The 17640-nt window shown below is 64.4% G+C and carries 18 protein-coding genes and 1 tRNA gene; 10 read left to right on the top strand and 9 right to left on the bottom strand.

Translation table 11 applies throughout. From position 1 onward, the window contains the following. The first annotated feature begins 18 nt into the window (after positions 1-18). The 3 genes from PQR02_RS17095 (at position 19) to otsA (ending at position 2284) form a co-directional block, all read left to right on the top strand. Positions 19-255, top strand: a complete 237-nt coding sequence (locus tag PQR02_RS17095; protein WP_408233044.1) for a hypothetical protein — start codon at positions 19-21, stop codon at positions 253-255. Positions 256-406: 151 nt separating this feature from the next. Further along, positions 407-619, top strand: a complete 213-nt coding sequence (locus PQR02_RS17090; RefSeq protein ID WP_408233041.1) for a hypothetical protein — start codon at positions 407-409, stop codon at positions 617-619. Positions 620-850: 231 nt separating this feature from the next. Next, the gene (otsA, locus tag PQR02_RS17085) at positions 851-2284 is read left to right on the top strand and encodes an alpha,alpha-trehalose-phosphate synthase (UDP-forming) (protein ID WP_408233038.1); all 1434 of its coding nucleotides are present in this window, start codon (positions 851-853) and stop codon (positions 2282-2284) included. A 139-nt stretch (positions 2285-2423) separates the two neighbouring features. Here the strand turns inward: otsA and PQR02_RS17080 are convergent, their stop codons facing one another. From PQR02_RS17080 to PQR02_RS17055, 6 genes are all read right to left on the bottom strand, one after another. After that, positions 2424-3869 (bottom strand): MFS transporter, encoded by a 1446-nt coding sequence (locus PQR02_RS17080; RefSeq protein WP_408233035.1) that lies wholly within the window; start codon positions 3867-3869, stop codon positions 2424-2426. Between the two features lie 171 nt (positions 3870-4040). After that, positions 4041-4544 carry a YbhB/YbcL family Raf kinase inhibitor-like protein gene (locus tag PQR02_RS17075; protein ID WP_149671466.1) on the bottom strand — a complete coding sequence of 168 codons (504 nt, stop codon included), beginning with the start codon at positions 4542-4544 and terminating at the stop codon, positions 4041-4043. A gap of 172 nt (positions 4545-4716) precedes the next feature. Continuing rightward, positions 4717-5163, bottom strand: coding sequence for a very short patch repair endonuclease (locus PQR02_RS17070; protein ID WP_408233032.1), 447 nt, complete (start codon positions 5161-5163; stop codon positions 4717-4719). 58 nt (positions 5164-5221) lie between these two features. After that, entirely contained in the window at positions 5222-6502 is a 1281-nt protein-coding gene (gene dcm / locus PQR02_RS17065; protein ID WP_408233029.1) for a DNA (cytosine-5-)-methyltransferase, read from the bottom strand. A 267-nt stretch (positions 6503-6769) separates the two neighbouring features. Beyond that, entirely contained in the window at positions 6770-7084 is a 315-nt protein-coding gene (locus PQR02_RS17060; RefSeq protein WP_408233026.1) for a hypothetical protein, read from the bottom strand. A 35-nt stretch (positions 7085-7119) separates the two neighbouring features. Beyond that, positions 7120-7260: a hypothetical protein gene (locus PQR02_RS17055; RefSeq protein WP_408233023.1), complete on the bottom strand. Its 141-nt coding sequence runs from the start codon at positions 7258-7260 to the stop codon at positions 7120-7122. Between PQR02_RS17055 and PQR02_RS17050 the strand changes: the two genes are divergently transcribed. The 3 genes from PQR02_RS17050 (at position 7259) to PQR02_RS17040 (ending at position 9039) form a co-directional block, all read left to right on the top strand. Then, entirely contained in the window at positions 7259-7450 is a 192-nt protein-coding gene (locus PQR02_RS17050; RefSeq protein ID WP_408233020.1) for a CsbD family protein, read from the top strand. The genes PQR02_RS17055 and PQR02_RS17050 overlap by 2 nt on opposite strands. Positions 7451-7727: 277 nt before the next feature. Further along, positions 7728-7949: a hypothetical protein gene (locus PQR02_RS17045; RefSeq protein WP_149671461.1), complete on the top strand. Its 222-nt coding sequence runs from the start codon at positions 7728-7730 to the stop codon at positions 7947-7949. Positions 7950-8331: 382 nt separating this feature from the next. Further along, a complete protein-coding gene (locus PQR02_RS17040; protein WP_408233017.1) occupies positions 8332-9039 on the top strand; it encodes a glutathione S-transferase C-terminal domain-containing protein in 708 nt (235 codons plus the stop codon). 246 nt (positions 9040-9285) lie between these two features. On the opposite strand, the gene PQR02_RS17035 is transcribed toward PQR02_RS17040, so the two are convergent. Beyond that, positions 9286-9360: transfer RNA gene (locus tag PQR02_RS17035), tRNA-Arg, on the bottom strand. A gap of 185 nt (positions 9361-9545) precedes the next feature. Then, on the bottom strand, positions 9546-9737 hold the full coding sequence (locus PQR02_RS17030; RefSeq protein ID WP_408233014.1) for a rubredoxin: 192 nt from the start codon (positions 9735-9737) through the stop codon (positions 9546-9548). A gap of 336 nt (positions 9738-10073) precedes the next feature. Between PQR02_RS17030 and PQR02_RS17025 the strand changes: the two genes are divergently transcribed. Together PQR02_RS17025 and PQR02_RS17020 are read left to right on the top strand one after the other, a co-directional pair. Then, positions 10074-10475, top strand: coding sequence for a DUF4399 domain-containing protein (locus PQR02_RS17025; RefSeq protein ID WP_408233010.1), 402 nt, complete (start codon positions 10074-10076; stop codon positions 10473-10475). Positions 10476-10731: 256 nt separating this feature from the next. Next, entirely contained in the window at positions 10732-12672 is a 1941-nt protein-coding gene (locus PQR02_RS17020; protein WP_408233007.1) for an ATP-binding cassette domain-containing protein, read from the top strand. A gap of 175 nt (positions 12673-12847) precedes the next feature. On the opposite strand, the gene PQR02_RS17015 is transcribed toward PQR02_RS17020, so the two are convergent. Continuing rightward, complete coding sequence (locus PQR02_RS17015) at positions 12848-13051, bottom strand: hypothetical protein (protein WP_408233004.1); 204 nt, start codon at positions 13049-13051, stop codon at positions 12848-12850. Positions 13052-13105: 54 nt separating this feature from the next. Here PQR02_RS17015 and PQR02_RS17010 point away from each other — a divergent pair, with 54 nt between their 5' ends. After that, positions 13106-15091 carry a DNA topoisomerase IV subunit B gene (locus PQR02_RS17010; RefSeq protein ID WP_408233001.1) on the top strand — a complete coding sequence of 662 codons (1986 nt, stop codon included), beginning with the start codon at positions 13106-13108 and terminating at the stop codon, positions 15089-15091. A gap of 60 nt (positions 15092-15151) precedes the next feature. Then, positions 15152-17476, top strand: a complete 2325-nt coding sequence (gene parC / locus PQR02_RS17005) for a DNA topoisomerase IV subunit A (protein WP_408232998.1) — start codon at positions 15152-15154, stop codon at positions 17474-17476. The last annotated feature ends 164 nt before the right edge of the window (positions 17477-17640 follow it).

Here is a 17640-nt window from a genome sequence, read left to right as displayed (position 1 = left end):
CATACGAGGATAACCGACATGCCGCGATACGCCGCCGCTTCCGATCTTCCGCCACCGCGGCACGCTCACCGTCCCGAGCCGATCGAGCCGCCTTCGCCTCCGCCGAACCCTGCGGAGCCCGACACCATCCCCAGTCCAGCTCCGCAGCCAATCGAACCGGTGGAGCCGGTGGCGCCGCCGATCGGCGATCCGCCGCCCCAGCCCACCCAAACACCGCAAGCGGGGGAGCGCGCGCAGCGGCGAATGCAACTCTGACCTCCGCTGTGCGCCGCACCGCGGTCCGGTGCAGCGAATTGATGTATTTGTTACAAAGCCGGCGCATCTTTTACCGGCAATTTACCTTCACGAACCCTAGACTGTAGGGATGCCGCCGGTTGGCGGCGGGCTTCCTCCGGAGGCATCGATCATGAGACATCCCGCATTGCGACGTTCCGCGCGCCATTCGAAGCGCGATGCCCGGCCGGGCAGCAGCAAGGCCGAACCGGCGGCCTCGCCGGACCCGGCGGCGCAAAATCGCGTAGCCCCCGATGCGCCGCCCGATGGCGAGCACAACCAGGGCGGCGTGCGCCAGGAAGGGCTGGAATACCAGCGCGATCTGGGTTCGGAACAGGATGCCTGAGTTCGTTCGAACCCCATTCGAGCAATTTGACGGCCGTAGCATCTATTCCGGTTTTGTCGCATGAGGCAGTAGAAAGTCCTTCGCGATGCGAGTTCATCGCGGGTTTTTACTCGCCTGTCACATTTACATACATTTTTATTTCCAGCATCTCAAAAAACGGCACGCGACTTGCGTGCACCTTTTCGGCACATATCCGGATGCAACGAAACAACTGAACTAGGTGGAGACCCAATGAGCAGACTGATCGTGGTATCGAACCGTGTCGCACCAATCCAGGAAGGGCGTCCCGCAGCGGGCGGCCTCGCGATCGGCGTGCTGGACGCGCTGAAGGAAACCGGCGGCGTCTGGTTCGGCTGGAACGGCGAGACGGTGAGCGAGCCGTCCGCGCCGGTCATCGAGAAGCAGGGCAACGTGACCTACGCGACGGTGGGCCTCACCAAGCGCGACTATGACCAGTATTACCGCGGCTTTTCCAACGCGACGCTATGGCCGACGTTCCACTATCGCAACGATCTCTCGCGCTACGACCGGCAGGAATACGCGGGCTATCAGCGTGTCAATGCGACGCTCGCCAAGCAGCTGAAGGAACTGCTCAAACCCGACGACATCATCTGGGTGCATGACTACCACCTGCTGCCGTTTGCGCGCTGCCTGCGCGAGCTTGGCGTGAAGAATCCGATCGGCTTTTTCCTGCATATTCCGTTTCCGGTGCCGGAAGTGCTGCGCACGATTCCGCCGCACGACGAACTGGTCAAGGCGATGTGCAGCTACGACGTGATCGGTTTTCAGACCGAGGCCGATCGCCAGTCGTTCGTCGACTATGTCGAACGCGGCCAGCATGGCACGTCGAGCGAAGACGGTATGGTGCATGCGTTCAACCGCTTCCTCAAAGTCGGCGCATATCCGATCGGCATCTATCCGGACGCGATCGCCAAAGCCGCCGAGCAGTTCACCGACCGCAAGCCGGTGCGCAGCCTGCGTGACGGAATGCGCGGGCGCAAGCTGATCATGAGCGTCGACCGGCTCGACTATTCGAAGGGGCTGGTGGAGCGCTTCCAGGCATTCGAGCGTTTGCTGCTGAATGCGCCGGGATGGCACGGACGCGTCTCGCTAGTGCAGATCGCGCCACCGACGCGCGCGGACGTTCAGACTTATCAACGGATTCGTCAGACGCTGGAGGGCGAGGCGGGCCGCATCAACGGCCGGTTCGCGCAGCTCGACTGGACACCGATTCAGTACCTGAACCGCAAGTACGAACGCAATCTGCTGATGGCGCTGTTCCGTCAATCGCAGGTTGGCTACGTGACGCCGCTGCGCGACGGCATGAATCTCGTCGCGAAGGAGTATGTGGCGTCGCAGGATCCGGCCGATCCAGGCGTGCTGGTGCTGTCGCAGTTCGCCGGCGCCGCCGAGCAATTGCCGGGCGCGCTGGTCGTCAATCCGTTCGATCTGTCGCAGATGGCCGAAGCGCTGGAGCGTGCACTGTCGATGCCGCTCGCCGAGCGCCAGGCGCGCCATGCCGACATGATGGCGCCGATGCGCGAGAACAATCTGTCAGTGTGGCGCGATACCTTCCTCGCCGATCTGCGCAATGTCGCGACGGCATCTTCGGTGACGGCCAAAGCGGTAAAGCTCGCTGACGTGACGGCGTCATCGTCGTCGTAGCCGGTCAGCGCCTGTTGCCAGGTGGCGAGAGGCGCGCTTGCTGTCACGTCTGCGCAGCGTCGAGTAGATAATGAAGCACGAAGGGCGCGGATCGCATCATGCGATGCGCGCCCTTCGTGTCTTTGCGTGGCGGGGTGCCTCAGGCCGCTTGCGTGGTCACTCGCTGCATCACCCGCATCGTGCTGATCACCGCCGCGACCGCCGAAAATCCCGCGGCGACATATAGCGCAACGGTCGGCCCATTCTGCGGCGCAACGCCGAAGATCAGCGCGACCAGCGCCGCACCGAGCGTCTGCCCGGTCAGGCGCGCGGTGCCGAGCATGCCGCTCGCGCCTCCGCTGCGCTCGCGCGGCGCGGCGGACAGCATGGTGCGGTTGTTCGGCGACTGGAAGATGCCGAAGCCCACGCCGCACAAGGCCATGCGCCACGCGATCTGCATGGGTTCAGGATGCGCGCCGAGCGTGGCGAGCAGCAGCAGGCCGACCGTCAGCGCGGCGAGTCCGGCGCCGCCCAGCCATCCCGCCGATACCTTGTCCGACAGCACGCCCGAAAGCGGCGCCGCGATGATGATGACCGCGGGCCACGGTGTCATCAGCAGACCGGTTTCGACTTGCGACAGGCCTAGGGTTTCCTGCAGCAGAAACGGCAGCGACACGAAGGCCAGCATCTGCGCGCAGAACGAGCAGATCGACGTGCCGACCGACAGCGCGAACACCGGGATCCTCAGCAAATCGATCGGCAGCAGCGGCGCGGGCTGCGTCAACTGGCGGCGCACGAAGAAGTAACCGATCACCAGCGCGCCGATCGCTTCGAGCGCGATATAGCCGAACCGCTCGCCGTGTCCGAGGCCGTCGACCGCGAAAATCAGCAGGCCGAACACGAATGCGTTCATCACCGCGCTCAGGTAGTCGTACGGCGACTCGTGGCCGGGGTTCATCGGCAGCGCCTTGAAGCCGCCGATGATCGCCGCGATGCCGATCGGCACATTGATCGCGAACAGCCACGGCCACGACGCGACCGCGAGCACGCCGGAGGCTACCGTGGGACCGACCGCCGACGACACCGCGACCACCATCGCATTGATCGCGACACCGCGCCCGAGTTGGGTGGGCGGATAGATCATGCGCACCAGCGCGGTATTCACGCTCATGATGCCCGCCGCGCCGAAGCCCTGGATCACGCGAGCCAGCGCGAGCGTCGGCAGCGACGTGGCCAGCGCGCAGCCGAACGAAGCCACCGTGAACAGAATCAGCCCGCTCAGATAGATGCGCCGGTAGCCGATGCGGTCGCCGAGCGAGGCGAGCGGCAGCAGCGAAATGGTGATCGCGAGCTGATACGCGTTGACGACCCAGATCGAGCCGGCCGCGCTCGCGCGCAGGTTGCGCGCGATGGTCGGCAAGGCCACGTTGGCGATCGCGCTGTCGAGCACCGCGAGCGTGAGCGCGAGCGCGATGACCAGCATCGCCCAGTAGCGCTGCGGAATCGGCAGGCCTTGTTCGGCCGCGTGCGCGGGGGCGTCGGGGGGAACCGCTCCGGCTGTTTCGGCCGGCTTGGGGTTGTCGTTGCGCGAGGGTTTGACGTGCATCGCTTGTTTGATTTGTAGGGGGACGGCGCGACGCTCGGGTGATGAGATGGCTCACGCGCGCTGCAAGCCGTAGTCGAAAGACTGCGTTGGGCGCTCTCGAACCGCCAACCGGCGAACCGGACCGGCGAAGCCGCCGGCGCCGGACCGCGCGCCGGCAGCGCTGCCGATCGTCTATTTGAGTTCGTATAGTCCCGTGTGGGTCGTCGAGTCGATCTCGTTCAGATGCGTCATGAAGCGCGCGACCGCGTTGGTGGTGTCCGCGTTGATGGGCAGATGCGGCACCTTCAGCGCATGCAGCCGGAAGATGTAGCGATGCGTGCGGTCGCCGCGCGGCGGCGCGGCGCCGCCGAAGCCGACCGTGCCGTAGTCGTTGCGCACCTGCAGCGCGCCTTGCGGCAGCAGCGAGCCGTCCGCCTTGCCGGCGTTGCGCGGCAGCGAGCGGGCGTCGGCCGGGATGTTCACCACCACCCAATGCCAGAAGCCGCTGCCGGTCGGCGCGTCGGGATCGTGCACGGTGAGCGCGAAGCTTTGAGTGTCGGACGGCGGCGCGTCCCACTGCAACGCGGGCGAGATGTTTTCGCCGTCCACGCCGAACGCCTTGTCGTTATATTCGTGAGCTTTCGGCATGAAGCCGTTGGTGGGAAAGTCGTCGGACCAGAGACGGAAATCAGCCATGATGTGCCTCCCTTGTTGATTGGTTCTGGGATCGTCGCAGCGGGTGATTTCGCTGCGGACCATGCGGCCTGCGCGGGCGTGACCGCACGCAAAGAGACTCCGGGTTAGCTCGTCGAGTGTATCACCAGCGGCTGTCGGATTCGTTCGCGCCGGGCAACGCTACCAGCGCCTTTCAGCCGCGTTCCTCGAAGCTCGGCGCGTCGCTCTTCAACCACTCGACAAGCCGCTCCAACACGCCGCCGATGTCGCGATTGGCGCCGCGCAATGCGCATTCCCATACCACGGCCACGCGCCATCCGCCGGCGAGCAGCGCGTCGCGAACCTTGTCGTCATTGCTGCGATTGCGGCCGATCTTCTCGCGCCAGAACTCGGGCCGGGTTTGTGGCCATTTGAAGAGATGGCAGTCATGGCCGTGCCAGAAGCAGCCGTGCACCAGCACCACCGCGCGATAACGCGGCAACACGATGTCGGGGCGCCCCGGCAGATCGCGCGCGTCCAGACGGAAGCGAAAGCCCTGCCGATGCAGCAGGCTGCGGATCAGGATCTCCGGCTTGGTATTGCGGCCCCGGATGCCGGACATCATCCGGCTGCGCGTCGCGCTATCGACGATATCGACCATGTGTCAGTGCCGCAATGCGCGGTGGCCGCGACGCCGGGCGGCCATCGCGCGGCGCCGCTCACGCGTACAGGGAAACGGCCTGCTTCGAACCATGGTGGTTGTCCTCGGCGAGCAAAGTCTGCACATGCGGCAGCATGATGCGCGCCACTTCGCGCATCACCGGCATGACGACGCTATTGCCGAATTGCCGGTAGGCCTGGGTATCGCTGACCGGAATCCTGAAGGTGTCGGGAAAGCCCATCAGCCGCGCGCATTCGCGCGGCGTGAGGCGGCGCGGGCGCAGCGCCTCGCCCTGATAGACCAGAATCTCGGAGCCGTCCTTGTGATAACGCGCCGACAGCGTGCGCGTGACGCTATCCGGATATGCCATGCCAAAGCCGAAGCCGTTGCCCGCCGCGCGGTGTTTCGCCGCGTAGTTTTGCAGATAGGCCCACAGCTTCGGTGTGAGCGTGTACTTCGGCTGCACGCGTTGGGCGGTGTGGTCGAAGAAGCGGTCGTGGTCCCACGGCAGCACCGGTTCGCTGCCGTCCGTGCGATGCAGGATCGTGCCGAGCCGCGGGCCCTGTTCGGGCAGCCGCAGGTCGTCCCAAGAGAACGCCGTCTTGCCGCGAAAGCCGACGATGATGATGCGCTCCCGATGCTGCGGCGTGAAATGCTGGCCATCGACAACGCGGTAATGCACCTCGTAGCCGAGTTCGTCGCGCAAGGTTTGCAGGATCACGTCGAACGTGCGGCCCTTGTCGTGCGACAGCAGATTTTTCACGTTCTCCAGCAGGAACGCGGCGGGGCGCTTGGCCGCGATGATCCGCGCGACGTCGAAAAAGAGCGTGCCTTGCGTCGCGCATTCGAAACCGTGCGGCCGCCCCAGCGCGTTCTTCTTGCTGACGCCGGCGATCGAAAACGGCTGGCACGGGAAGCCGCCCAGCAGCACGTCGTGATTCGGCACGTCTTCGGCGGGGAAGGAGACGATGTCGCCGATCATCGTGTGCGCGTCGCCGCCGGGATAGTTTTCGCGATACGTCTTGATGGAGAAATCGTTCCACTCGCTCGTGAACACGCAATCGCCGCCGTACGCTTCGAAGCCCATCCGGATTCCGCCGATTCCGGCGAACAGATCGGTGAAGCGAAACTGCGCGTCGGCCGCGGCGCCGCCCGTCGCCCGCGCGCCTTGCTGCAGCAGATCGCGCAAGGCCGGCTCCAGCATGGCCGGACAGGGTGTTTCGCCTTTTTCCCAGCGGCGCACCGTCTTGATGTCCTTGCCGACATGCGCGGCGATTTCGCGTTGAGTGAAGCGGGCGCGCGCCTGCCGGAGCAGGTTGAGCGATGCGGCGAGTGTCACAGGCGTCCTTGCTGGGAATTTTTGCGGACATTATGACCTAAGGTCGTCCCGTATTTCCTGTTTTTCACCGCGCACGGGCGGAATATTTCCCGCCGCATCGGGCATTTCGGCAGGTAAATCTGTTTGTCACAGCGGAATGTGAGACTGTCGGCGTGACGCGAATTCTCCGCGTTGCGACGTGTGTTTGAGGCCGCGATGTCATTCGCGGCTTTTTTTGACCGATGCAATGGCAGCCGGTCAGCCCGGCGCGCAAATGCCCGGCGAGCGTCAGCCGGCGCGGGAAGGGTACGGCGACGCGAGCGCGGTGGCGCTCGGCGCCGGCTCGTCCAATGCGGGTTGCGCCGCGATCTCGAACTGGTGGAGCTGCAGCAGGAGGCTGTCGACTGTGCAGAGCTGCGCGTTGGAAAGATGGCCGCTGTCGAGCAACTGGTGCAGCCGCTTGCGCCAATATCCGGGCGGCAAAATCGGCCCGGCAAGGTCGCCGCGTAAAGATATCCCCATCACACGCGCAATATGCGCGATGTCGCGATCGTGCAGCGTGGCTTGAGATGATCCGGAAAGCATAGTGGGTGTGCGGTCCATGGCTCCTCCATGGGACCGTTTACGGCACCGTTTCGTCAGACTTTAGGTGTTTTATTAATTTTTTTTCGACGGCTGCGGTTGCCAATCGGGCCGCCGACGACCTCGGGCATACCCGTTGCTGAATACGGATACTGGCGTAATGTCGCGCCGGCATTCCGAAAAGTGGAGCCGAACATGAACAAGGACCAGGTGAAGGGTGTGGGCGAACAGGTCAAGGGCAAGATCAACGAGGCCGTTGGCAAGGCTACCAATAACCCGGCGAGAGAAGCGAAGGGCGACCTGCAGCAAGGCGCGGGCAAGGTGCAGAAGGCCTATGGCGATGCCAAGGAAGACGCCAAGGACAATGCCAAGCGCAACATGCCGTAAGGGCGGTCGCGATTGCTGCTGCCGGCGTGTTGGTTGCCCGGTGGCGGAAGGAGGCGCTTCGGCGCCTCTTTCTGTTTGGCATTTTCGTTTTCCGGTTGTCTTTCCGCTTTCTGTGGGCGGGTGGCGGATGCATGAGGACACTACTGTCGCTTGCGGTGCCTAGCGGTGGATGCCTGGCGGTTTTCGCCTGGGAGTAACCCGCGATCGGCGTTGTAAGGCATTCCGTGTGTCGGGTGTCGCCTTTAGACTTGGCGCATCCCACACGGAGGTAGCGCCAATGACACCCGAAAAGATACTTTCGATGTTCGAACGGCAGTACCTGGAAGGCAAAACACCCGCCGACCTCGAACCCACCTGCGCGAGTTTTGCCACCTGGCTCGCGACCGCGTGGGAATTGCTCGACGGTGAGCAGAAGACGTTGCTGTTGACGGTCGGCGCGGCATTGTGGCGTGAAGGGTATAACTTGCGCGCCGGCACGGCGACCAAGGATCTGTGGTGAGCGTTTTTGGCCGGGTGCGATTTGCGGCCGAGCGAGGCGGGATTTTCGGCCGTGTGGGCGAGGGGTGTAGCTGAGCCGCCTGGGTTAGGCGCCGGATTCAGGCGCCGGATTGGGTGAACTGCTGAGTCGTCCAATCGCGTCAATGGGCTGCCTTTGTGAGGCCCGTTCATCGGCCTCGACGGAAGGCGGCGGCGAAGCACAACCTGCTCGCGTGCGCGCCTCGCGCCCGCTGACGCGGCCTCGCACGCGCGAACGCGAGTCGGTTTATATTGGGCGGTCCCGCGTTCGGCTCTGCGAGTCCGGTCGTCCCACGACGACGTTTGCCTCGCGCCCGTTCCGCGTTCCAACTCGCACGACTCACGCACAAGGGTGACACCGTTCCATGACCGATTTATCCGCTTTTCCGATCACCAGGAAATGGCCCGCCGAGCATCCTGACCGGATCCAGCTCTATTCGCTGCCGACACCCAATGGCGTGAAAATTTCGATCATGCTCGAAGAGACCGGTCTGCCGTATGAACCGCATCTCGTGCGCTTCGACAGCGACGATCAGATGACGGCGGAGTTCCGGTCGCTCAATCCGAACAACAAGATCCCGGCGATCCTCGATCCGCATGGCCCGGAGGGCAAACCGCTGCCGCTGTTCGAGTCCGGCGCGATTCTGATTTACCTCGCGGACAAGAGCGGCCAGTTCATTCCGCACGACGCCGCGGGCCGTTATGAAGCGATCCAGTGGGTGATGTTCCAGATGGGCGGCATCGGCCCGATGTTCGGCCAGGTGGGCTTCTTCCATAAGTTCGCCGGCAAGGAATACGAAGACAAGCGTCCGCGCGACCGCTACGTCGCCGAAGCGAGGCGGCTGCTAGGTGTGTTGGAACAGCAGCTCGAAGGGCGTGACTGGATTCTCGGCGACTCGTATTCGATTGCGGATATCGCCACTTTTCCGTGGGTGCGCAACCTAACCGGCTTCTATGAAGCGGGTGAACTCGTCGGCATTCAGAACTTTCCGAATGTGACGCGCGCGCTGGCTGCATTCGTTGCGCGTCCGGCGGTGGAGAGGGGGCTGAATATTCCGAAGCGGCCGTCTTGATGATGTCCTGACGGGGTGGCGTGGCCGGATGAGGTGACTTGGTAGGGCCGGTCGCGCTGCTTGCAAGTTGCTCAAGGAAGCTGAGGCGTTCTTGCCTGAACTGCGCTGACCTGTTGCGAGTCTTGCATTCGCGGCGCGGTCTACGTGTGCGGACCGGTTTTTGGTGAGATTTTTGGGTTGCGCCGATCGCGACACGGCATGGCGCAAGGCTTAGATGCGTCAGCGCACGTTGAGAGGGTGGTGGGTTGGTCCCCCTGACAGGAATCGAACCTGTATCTAGCGCTTAGGAGGCACTTGTTCTATCCATTGAACTACAGGGAGAGGACCGAACCGGACTATTCGCGGCAACCCTGCAACCGGACGAGGTCCGCGCAGATTGGGCGAGCCCAAATTCGCCAGCGAGCGCAGAGTATATCAAACACGCCCGCCCGCGAGGAGGGCGGCGAGGCCGTTCTACCGGGCAAACGGCCCGGCGGCATTGCCACTCCCATTCCAATCAACCCACCTCAAAACTCCACAACCGTAAACTCGGCCTTGCCGACATCGCACAACGGGCAGCGCCAGTCTTCCGGAATCGCGGCGAAGCGCGTGCCCGGCGCGATGCCTTCTTCGGGCAGGCCTTCTTCCTCGTTGTAGATCCAGCCGCAAATCAGGCAGACCCAGCTCTTGTACTCTGTCACTTCAATTACTTCGTTCACGACGCACTCTTCTATAATTCAATGCAATGTTCCGCTCAATCTGCCCCTTTTTTAGGCAGCGCGGCAACCTGCAATATTACCGGAGTTTGTCAATCCGCCCTTGAGCGACCGTTGCGGCGCCGCCGCAACGGGTCTGGAACCCTCCGGCACCCACTGGACGGACCACGTCGCATACAGGATGTATGCTGTGATCCGCAGCTAAGTGAATAGACAGGCGCGCATCGCATCCGGCATGAAATGCGACGATCGGTCTCAGTCGACCGCAACAGGCGCGTCGCGCTTGCCATCACCGGCAGATCCCGCGTCTGGCTCCCGTTTCCTGAAAGGAGAACAACGATGTTCAACCACAAGTGGCTGGCTGGTGCCGCATTGGCCGGATTGCTCGCCGTATCGGGCGTGGCACAGGCCGCGAGCGTGTCCTTCGTGCAGCCGGCGGATGGCGCGAGCGTCAGCAATCCGGTGCACGTCGTGTTCGGCGTGGAGGGCATGAAGATCGCTCCGGCGGGCACGATGACGGAAGGCACGGGCCATCATCATCTGCTGATCGACGGCAAGCCGCTGCCCAAGGGCGAGGTGATTCCCGCCAACGACAAGTCGCTGCACTTCGGCAAGGGCCAGACCGCGACCGATCTAACCCTGCCGCCGGGCGACCATACGTTGACGCTGCAATTCGGCGACGGCGCGCATCGGTCGTACGGTCCGGAAATGAGCAAGACCATCACGGTGCACGTGAAGTAAGCTGCCTCGCTGCCCTGGATCACCAACCGGGCGCGCGCGGCGACAGCCAGCCGTCCGTTAGGCCAGTCGGCGTCCCGGGCGGCTGGCGCGAGGTTCGCCCTCAGTCCGCCGCCGAGCCCGCCGCCGACGTTCACCACTGCCGCGTGCGTGCCGCACAAGCCGACCATTCGGCCTATCTCTTCCGGCAGACAGGCACCCGGCCGCGCGCCCGGTACAATGGGCAGTTCCGACTCATCGCTGTCTTCTCCAATTCTCCATGTCGCTCTACACCATTACCGGCGCCCAACTGGCGTTCGGTCACGTCGCGTTGCTCGATCACGCGGATTTCTCTCTCGAAGCGGGCGAACGCGTTGGGCTGATCGGACGCAATGGCGCGGGCAAGTCGTCGCTGCTGAAGATCGTCGCCGACCTCACGAAGCCCGACGACGGCCTCATCTCGCGTCAGCAGAATCTGAGCACGGTCTACGTGCCGCAGGAGCCCGAGTTCGACACTGACGACACGGTGTTCGATGCGGTCGCCGCCGGCCTCACGCACGCGCGCGCGCTGCTGGACGAATACGACGCGGTCGCCAACCAGCTCGCCGATGAGCCCGAAGGCGCGCAGCACGACGCGCTGATGGCGCGCATGAACACGCTGCAATCGTCGCTGGACACGTCGGACGCGTGGAACTGGAGCACCCGCGTGGCCACCACGCTGCAGCAGATCGGCCTGAACGGCGAGGCGCGGGTCGGCTCGCTGTCGGGCGGCATGCAAAAACGCGTCGCGCTGGCGCGCGCGCTGGTCGTGCAGCCGGACGTGCTGCTGCTCGACGAGCCGACCAACCACCTCGACTTCGACGGCATCCGCTGGCTCGAAGAACTGCTCGTCTCGCTGCGCGCGGGCCTGCTGTTCATCACCCACGACCGCGCGTTCCTCGACCGCGTCGCGACGCGCATCGTCGAACTGGATCGCGCGCGTCTGCTGTCGTATCCGGGCAATTTCTCCGCGTACCAGACGCGCAAGGCGCAGCAACTGGAAATTGAACGCGTCGAAAACGACAAGGCCGACAAGCTGCTCGCGCAGGAAGAAGTGTGGATCCGCAAGGGCGTCGAAGCGCGCCGCACCCGCAGCGTCGGCCGGATCGCGCGGCTCGTGCAGATGCGCAACGAGCGCGCCGAGCGCCGCAACGTGCAGGGCAACGTCAAGCTCGACGTCGGCCAGGGCGAGAAGTCCGGCAAGATCGTCGCGGAGCTGACCGACGTGACCAAGCGCTACGGCTCGCGCACGGTGGTCGACAGCTTCACGGCCACGGTCATGCGCGGCGACAAGATCGGCTTCGTCGGTCCTAACGGCGCCGGCAAGACCACGCTGCTCAAGATGATCCTCGGCGAACTCGCGCCGGACGAGGGCACGGTGCGCGTCGGCACCAATCTGCAGGTCGCGTATTTCGATCAGATGCGCGCGCAGCTCGATCTGGAAAAGAGCCTTGCCGACACCATCAGCCCGGGCAGCGAGTGGGTCGAAGTCAACGGCCAGAAGAAGCACGTGATGAGCTACCTCGGCGACTTCCTGTTCGCGCCGGAGCGTGCGCGTTCGCCGGTCAAGTCGCTGTCGGGCGGCGAGCGCAACCGCCTGCTGCTCGCGCGTCTGTTCGCGCGTCCGGCCAACGTGCTGGTGCTCGACGAACCGACCAACGACCTCGACATTCCCACGCTCGAACTGCTCGAAGAACTGCTGACCGAATACGACGGCACGGTGCTGCTGGTCAGCCACGACCGCGCGTTTCTCGACAACGTCGCGACCTCGGTGATCGCGTCGGAGGGCGAGGGCAAGTGGCGCGAGTACGTCGGCGGCTTTACGGATTGGCAGATCCAGCGCGACCGCTCGCAGCAGTTCGCGCTGGACGCGCAGAAAGCGGCCGGCAAGGAAGCGGCCAAAGACGCGGCGCTGGCCAAAGACAATTCCGCGGCCCGCAACCCACAGCAACGCGCGGCCAAGCTGTCGTTCAAGGAGCAGCGCGAACTGGATGCGCTGCCGAAGGCGATTGCCGAGCTCGAAGCCGAGCAGAAAGCCATCGGCGCGCAACTCGAAGACGGTTCGGTGTTCGCGAAAGACCCGCGCGAAGGTACCCGTCTAACCGAGCGCTACGCCGAGATCGAAGAAGAGCTGCTGATCGCGCTCGAGCGTTGGGACGAGCTGGAAAACCGGCGCAAGTGAAGCGCGGCGCGGGCTCGGCGCGCCGCGACAGCAAGCTGAATCACAGGTACAAAAGCCATGCGGAGCATCGGGCAGCATAGCGGCGCGGCAGGTAACGAGTCGTGTCGCGCCGGCCGCCGCCCGTCCGTGCATAGCGCCCGCCGAACCTTATCCAGACGGCCAATCCCCCGAATGGTCAATTGCCGCCGTTATCGAAATCAGTAAAATACCCCGCGAACAGGCTTCCCCCCGCGTTCGCAACGGCCTTGTGGTGGCAGTGAGCGCCGTCGGGCGCGCCAACGGGAAGCCGCGCGACAAAACAGCTTGCCCGCACTGCGGGCACTCCACCTAACCCCGTTGTTTCGTTTCGCTTTTTTTGAAAACTCAACGCATTGTCCACGGACCTGTCCACAGGACCTGTGGACAACGATGAACCGACGCACCCGAGTCAACCATGTCTACGAAAAAGCCAAACGCCGCGTATAGCGAAGCGTCGATCAAGGTGTTGAAGGGCCTGGAGCCGGTCAAGCAACGGCCCGGGATGTACACCCGCACCGAGAATCCGCTGCACATCATTCAGGAAGTCATCGACAACGCGTCGGACGAAGCCCTCGGCGGCTACGGCCGGCAAATCACGGTCACGCTGCACGCGGACCATTCGGTTTCGGTCGAAGACGACGGCCGCGGCATTCCGTTCGGCCTGCATCCGGAAGAGGGCGTGCCGGTCGTCGAGATCGTGTTCACGCGCCTGCACGCGGGCGGCAAGTTCGACAAGGCCGCCGGCGGCGCATACACGTTCTCGGGCGGCTTGCACGGTGTCGGCGTGTCGGTCACCAACGCGCTGTCCACGCGCCTCGACGTCACCGTGTGGCGCGACGGCAAGGTCGCCGAACTGAGCTTCGCCCACGGCGACGTCGCGAAGCAGCTCGAAGTGCGGGCCGCCGCGAAGGGCGACAAGAAATCCGGCACGCGCGTCACCGCGTGGGCCGACCCGAAATACTTCGACTCGCCGAACCTGCCGCTCGGCGAACTGCAACGTCTGCTGCGCTCGAAGGCGGTGCTGCTGCCGGGCGTCGAAGTCACGCTGATCAACGAGAAAACCGGCGAGCAGCAAAGCTGGAAATACGAGGACGGCCTGCGCGGCTATCTGCTCGAAGGGATGAACGGCAGCGACCTGCTGATCCCGCTGTTCGAGGGGGAGCGTTACGTCGAAAACTCCCGCGCGAGCGAAGAGACGTTTGCCGAAGGTGAGGGCGCCGCCTGGGTGGTCGCGTGGAGCGAGGAAGGCACGCTGATGCGCGAGTCGTATGTGAACCTGATTCCGACGCCCGCGGGCGGCACGCACGAGTCGGGTTTGCGCGACGGTCTGTATCAGGCGGTCAAGAGCTTCGTCGAGTTGCACAACCTCCAGCCGAAGGGCGTGAAGCTGCTCGCGGAAGACGTGTTCGCGCGCGTGTCGTTCGTGCTGTCGGCGAAGGTGCTCGATCCGCAATTCCAAGGGCAGATCAAGGAGCGGTTGAATAGCCGCGACGCGGTCAAGCTGGTGTCGTCGTTCGCGCGGCCGGCGCTCGAGCTGTGGCTCAATCAGCACGTCGAGCACGGCAAGAAACTCGCGGACCTGGTCATCAAGCAGGCGCAGGCGCGCACGCGCGCCGGGCAGAAGGTCGAGAAACGCAAGAGCTCCGGCGTCGCCGTCCTGCCGGGCAAGCTGACCGATTGCGAGTCGACGGAAATCGGCCGCAACGAACTGTTCCTCGTCGAGGGCGACTCGGCGGGCGGCTCCGCGAAGATGGGCCGCGATAAGGAATACCAGGCGATCCTGCCGCTGCGCGGCAAGGTGCTGAACACGTGGGAAACCGAGCGCGACCGCCTGTTCGCGAACAACGAGGTGCACGACATCTCGGTGGCGATCGGCGTCGATCCGCACAGCCCGGACGACAAGGTCGACCTGTCGAATCTGCGTTACGGCAAGATCTGCATTCTGTCGGACGCGGACGTCGATGGTTCGCACATCCAGGTGTTGCTGCTCACGCTGTTCTTCAAACATTTTCCGCAACTGATCGAGCGCGGCCATGTGTGCGTCGCGCGTCCGCCGCTCTTTCGCGTCGACGCGCCCGCGCGCGGCAAGAAGCCGGCGCAGAAGCTGTACGCGCTCGACGAAGGCGAACTCGAAGCGATTCTCGACAAGCTGAGCAAGGACGGCGTGCGCGACACGCAATGGTCGATCAGCCGCTTCAAGGGCCTCGGCGAAATGAGCGCGGAGCAACTGTGGGACACCACGATGAACCCCGACACGCGGCGCTTGCAGCCGGTCGCGCTGGGCGAGCTCGACTACGACGCCACGGTCGCGCGCATGACGATGCTGATGGGCAAGGGTGAAGCGGCGTCGCGGCGCAGCTGGCTGGAAGAAAAGGGCAACGAGGTGGAAGCGGACATCTGAGCGCGCCATCGCGCTCTGCCTCCGCACACACTTCAAGCCAAACACGGATACGGAATCTAGATGGACGACGACAACACTCTCGACCTTTTCACCGAGCCGCCCCCCCCGGAAGGCGACTTTCTGACGCTCGGCAACTACGCGGAACGCGCGTACCTCGAATACGCGGTCAGCGTGGTCAAGGGCCGCGCGTTGCCCGACGTCTGCGACGGCCAGAAGCCGGTGCAGCGCCGCATCCTGTTCGCGATGAACGAGATGGGTCTCGGCGACAACGCGAAGCCGGTCAAGTCCGCGCGCGTGGTCGGCGACGTGCTGGGCAAGTATCACCCGCACGGCGATCAGTCGGCATACGACGCGCTGGTGCGTCTCGCGCAGGACTTTTCGATGCGCTATCCGCTGATCGACGGCCAGGGCAACTTCGGCTCGCGCGACGGCGACGGCGCGGCGGCCATGCGGTACACGGAAGCGCGTCTTACGCCGATCGCGAAACTGCTGCTCAATGAGATCGACCAGGGCACGGTCGATTTCATGGCGAACTACGACGGCTCGTTCCAGGAGCCGAAGACGCTGCCGGCGCGCTTGCCGTTCGTGCTGCTGAACGGCGCGTCGGGCATCGCGGTCGGGCTGGCGACGGAAATCCCGTCGCACAATCTGCGCGAAGTCGCCGCGGCGGCGGTTGCGTTGATCCGCAATCCGAAGCTCTCGCATGCCGAGGTGATGCAACACATTCCGGGGCCGGATTTCCCCGGCGGCGGCCAGATCATTTCGAGCGAGGCGGAAATCTCCGCGGCCTACGAATCCGGCCGCGGCAGTCTGAAAGTGCGCGCGCGCTGGAAGATCGAAGACCTCGCGCGCGGCCAGTGGCAACTGGTGATCACCGAACTGCCGCCGAATACGGCCGCGCAGAAGGTGCTCGAGGAAATCGAAGAGCAGACCAATCCGAAGATCAAACTCGGCAAGAAGACGCTGACGCCCGAGCAGTTGCAGACCAAGCAGACCATGCTGGCCCTCCTCGACGCGGTGCGCGACGAGTCCGGCAAGGACGCGCCGGTGCGTCTCGTGTTCGAGCCGAAGTCGAGCCGCATCGATCAGACCGAGTTCGTCAATTCGCTGCTCGCGTATACGAGCCTGGAGTCGAACGCGTCGCTGAACATGGTGATGGTCGGCGGCGACGGCCGTCCGCGTCAGAAGGGCTTGAGCGAAATCCTGCACGAGTGGATCGCGTTCCGTTTCGCCACGGTCACGCGCCGCACGCGTCATCGTCTGTCGAAGGTCGACGACCGGATTCACATCCTCGAAGGCCGGATGATCGTCTTTTTGAATATCGACGAAGTCATCCGCATCATTCGCGAGTCGGACGAGCCGAAAGTGGCGTTGATGGCCGCGTTCGGGCTGTCCGATCGCCAGGCCGAGGATATTCTCGAAATTCGCCTGCGTCAGTTGGCGCGGCTCGAAAAGATCAAGATCGAGAAGGAACTGGCCGAACTGCGCGACGAGAAAGCCAGGCTCGAAGAACTGCTCGGCAGCGAATCGGCGATGAAGCGCCTGCTCATCAAGGAAATCGAGGGCGACGCGAAGCAATACGGCGACGAGCGCCGCACGCTGATCCAGCAGGAAAAGCGCGCGACCTTCGAAGCGCGCGTGGTCGACGAAGCGGTCACGGTGGTGGTGTCGCAAAAGGGCTGGGTGCGCGCGTTGAAGGGCCACGGGCTCGATACGGCGGGCTTCACGTTCAAGGCCGGCGACGGGCTGTACGCGGCGTTTCAGTGCCGCACGCCGGACACGCTGGTCGCGTGGGGCAGCAATGGGCGCGTCTATTCGGTCGCGGTGGCCTTGCTGCCGGGCGGACGTGGCGACGGGGTGCCGGTCACGTCGCTGATCGAACTGGAGTCGGGCAGCCACCTGATGCACTACTACGCGGCCTCGTCGGAGCAGGCGCTGCTGCTCGCGTCGAGCAACGGTTTCGGCTTTGTCGCGAAGGTCGGCGACATGGTGAGCCGTGTGAAGGCCGGCAAGTCGTTCATGACGATCGACGCCGGCGCCGCGCCGCTCGCGCCGATGCCGATGCTGCCCGACGCCGTGCAGATCGCGTGTCTGTCGTCGGGCGGGCGTTTGCTGGTGTTCGGCCTCGACGAGATGAAGACGCTGTCGGGCGGCGGACGCGGCGTCACGCTGATGGCGCTCGACGACAACGAAACGCTGCTGCAGGCGCTGGCGATCAACCAGGCGGGCGTAATGCTGATCGGCACGCGCCGCGGCGGCCGCGTGGACGAAGAGAAGCTGAGCGGCGCCGCGCTCGCGCCGCATGTCGGTAAGCGCGCGCGCAAGGGTCGTGCGCCGGAGAGCAAGATGAAGCTCGACGGCATGCGTCCGGTACCGGCGGCTTGACGAAATTGATGCTGGTGCGCGGCGAGCGTCTGATAGCATGCAAGGCGCTCGTCATGCGCGGTAGATAAAGAGCGTGGTGCGTAGTAAAAGAGCGGGGGGCGGTGGCGTCGCGGCATCGGGCGCGCTGCAATAACAACTACAAATCGACGGGAAAGCCGCGGGCG

It is taken from the genome of Paraburkholderia sediminicola, from assembly GCF_046026895.1.
In the GTDB taxonomy this organism is placed as follows: domain Bacteria; phylum Pseudomonadota; class Gammaproteobacteria; order Burkholderiales; family Burkholderiaceae; genus Paraburkholderia; species Paraburkholderia sediminicola_C.
The sequence above is the reverse complement of the archived record's forward strand: the minus strand, read 5'-3'. Positions and strand labels throughout refer to the sequence as shown.

Bases quoted from the DNA above. Each gene is read 5' to 3' on its own strand.
- PQR02_RS17080 (WP_408233035.1), bottom strand. From the start codon at position 3,869: ATGCACGTCAAACCCTCGCGCAACGACAACCCCAAGCCGGCCGAAACA.
- PQR02_RS17045 (WP_149671461.1), top strand. From the start codon at position 7,728: ATGACACCCGAAAAGATACTTTCGATGTTCGAACGGCAGTACCTGGAA.
- parC (WP_408232998.1), top strand. From the start codon at position 15,152: ATGGACGACGACAACACTCTCGACCTTTTCACCGAGCCGCCCCCCCCG.
- PQR02_RS17040 (WP_408233017.1), top strand. From the start codon at position 8,332: ATGACCGATTTATCCGCTTTTCCGATCACCAGGAAATGGCCCGCCGAG.
- PQR02_RS17050 (WP_408233020.1), top strand. From the start codon at position 7,259: ATGAACAAGGACCAGGTGAAGGGTGTGGGCGAACAGGTCAAGGGCAAG.
- PQR02_RS17090 (WP_408233041.1), top strand. From the start codon at position 407: ATGAGACATCCCGCATTGCGACGTTCCGCGCGCCATTCGAAGCGCGAT.
- PQR02_RS17020 (WP_408233007.1), top strand. From the start codon at position 10,732: ATGTCGCTCTACACCATTACCGGCGCCCAACTGGCGTTCGGTCACGTC.
- PQR02_RS17070 (WP_408233032.1), bottom strand. From the start codon at position 5,163: ATGGTCGATATCGTCGATAGCGCGACGCGCAGCCGGATGATGTCCGGC.
- PQR02_RS17010 (WP_408233001.1), top strand. From the start codon at position 13,106: ATGTCTACGAAAAAGCCAAACGCCGCGTATAGCGAAGCGTCGATCAAG.
- PQR02_RS17060 (WP_408233026.1), bottom strand. From the start codon at position 7,084: ATGGACCGCACACCCACTATGCTTTCCGGATCATCTCAAGCCACGCTG.
- PQR02_RS17055 (WP_408233023.1), bottom strand. From the start codon at position 7,260: ATGTTCGGCTCCACTTTTCGGAATGCCGGCGCGACATTACGCCAGTAT.
- PQR02_RS17025 (WP_408233010.1), top strand. From the start codon at position 10,074: ATGTTCAACCACAAGTGGCTGGCTGGTGCCGCATTGGCCGGATTGCTC.
- otsA (WP_408233038.1), top strand. From the start codon at position 851: ATGAGCAGACTGATCGTGGTATCGAACCGTGTCGCACCAATCCAGGAA.
- PQR02_RS17095 (WP_408233044.1), top strand. From the start codon at position 19: ATGCCGCGATACGCCGCCGCTTCCGATCTTCCGCCACCGCGGCACGCT.
- PQR02_RS17075 (WP_149671466.1), bottom strand. From the start codon at position 4,544: ATGGCTGATTTCCGTCTCTGGTCCGACGACTTTCCCACCAACGGCTTC.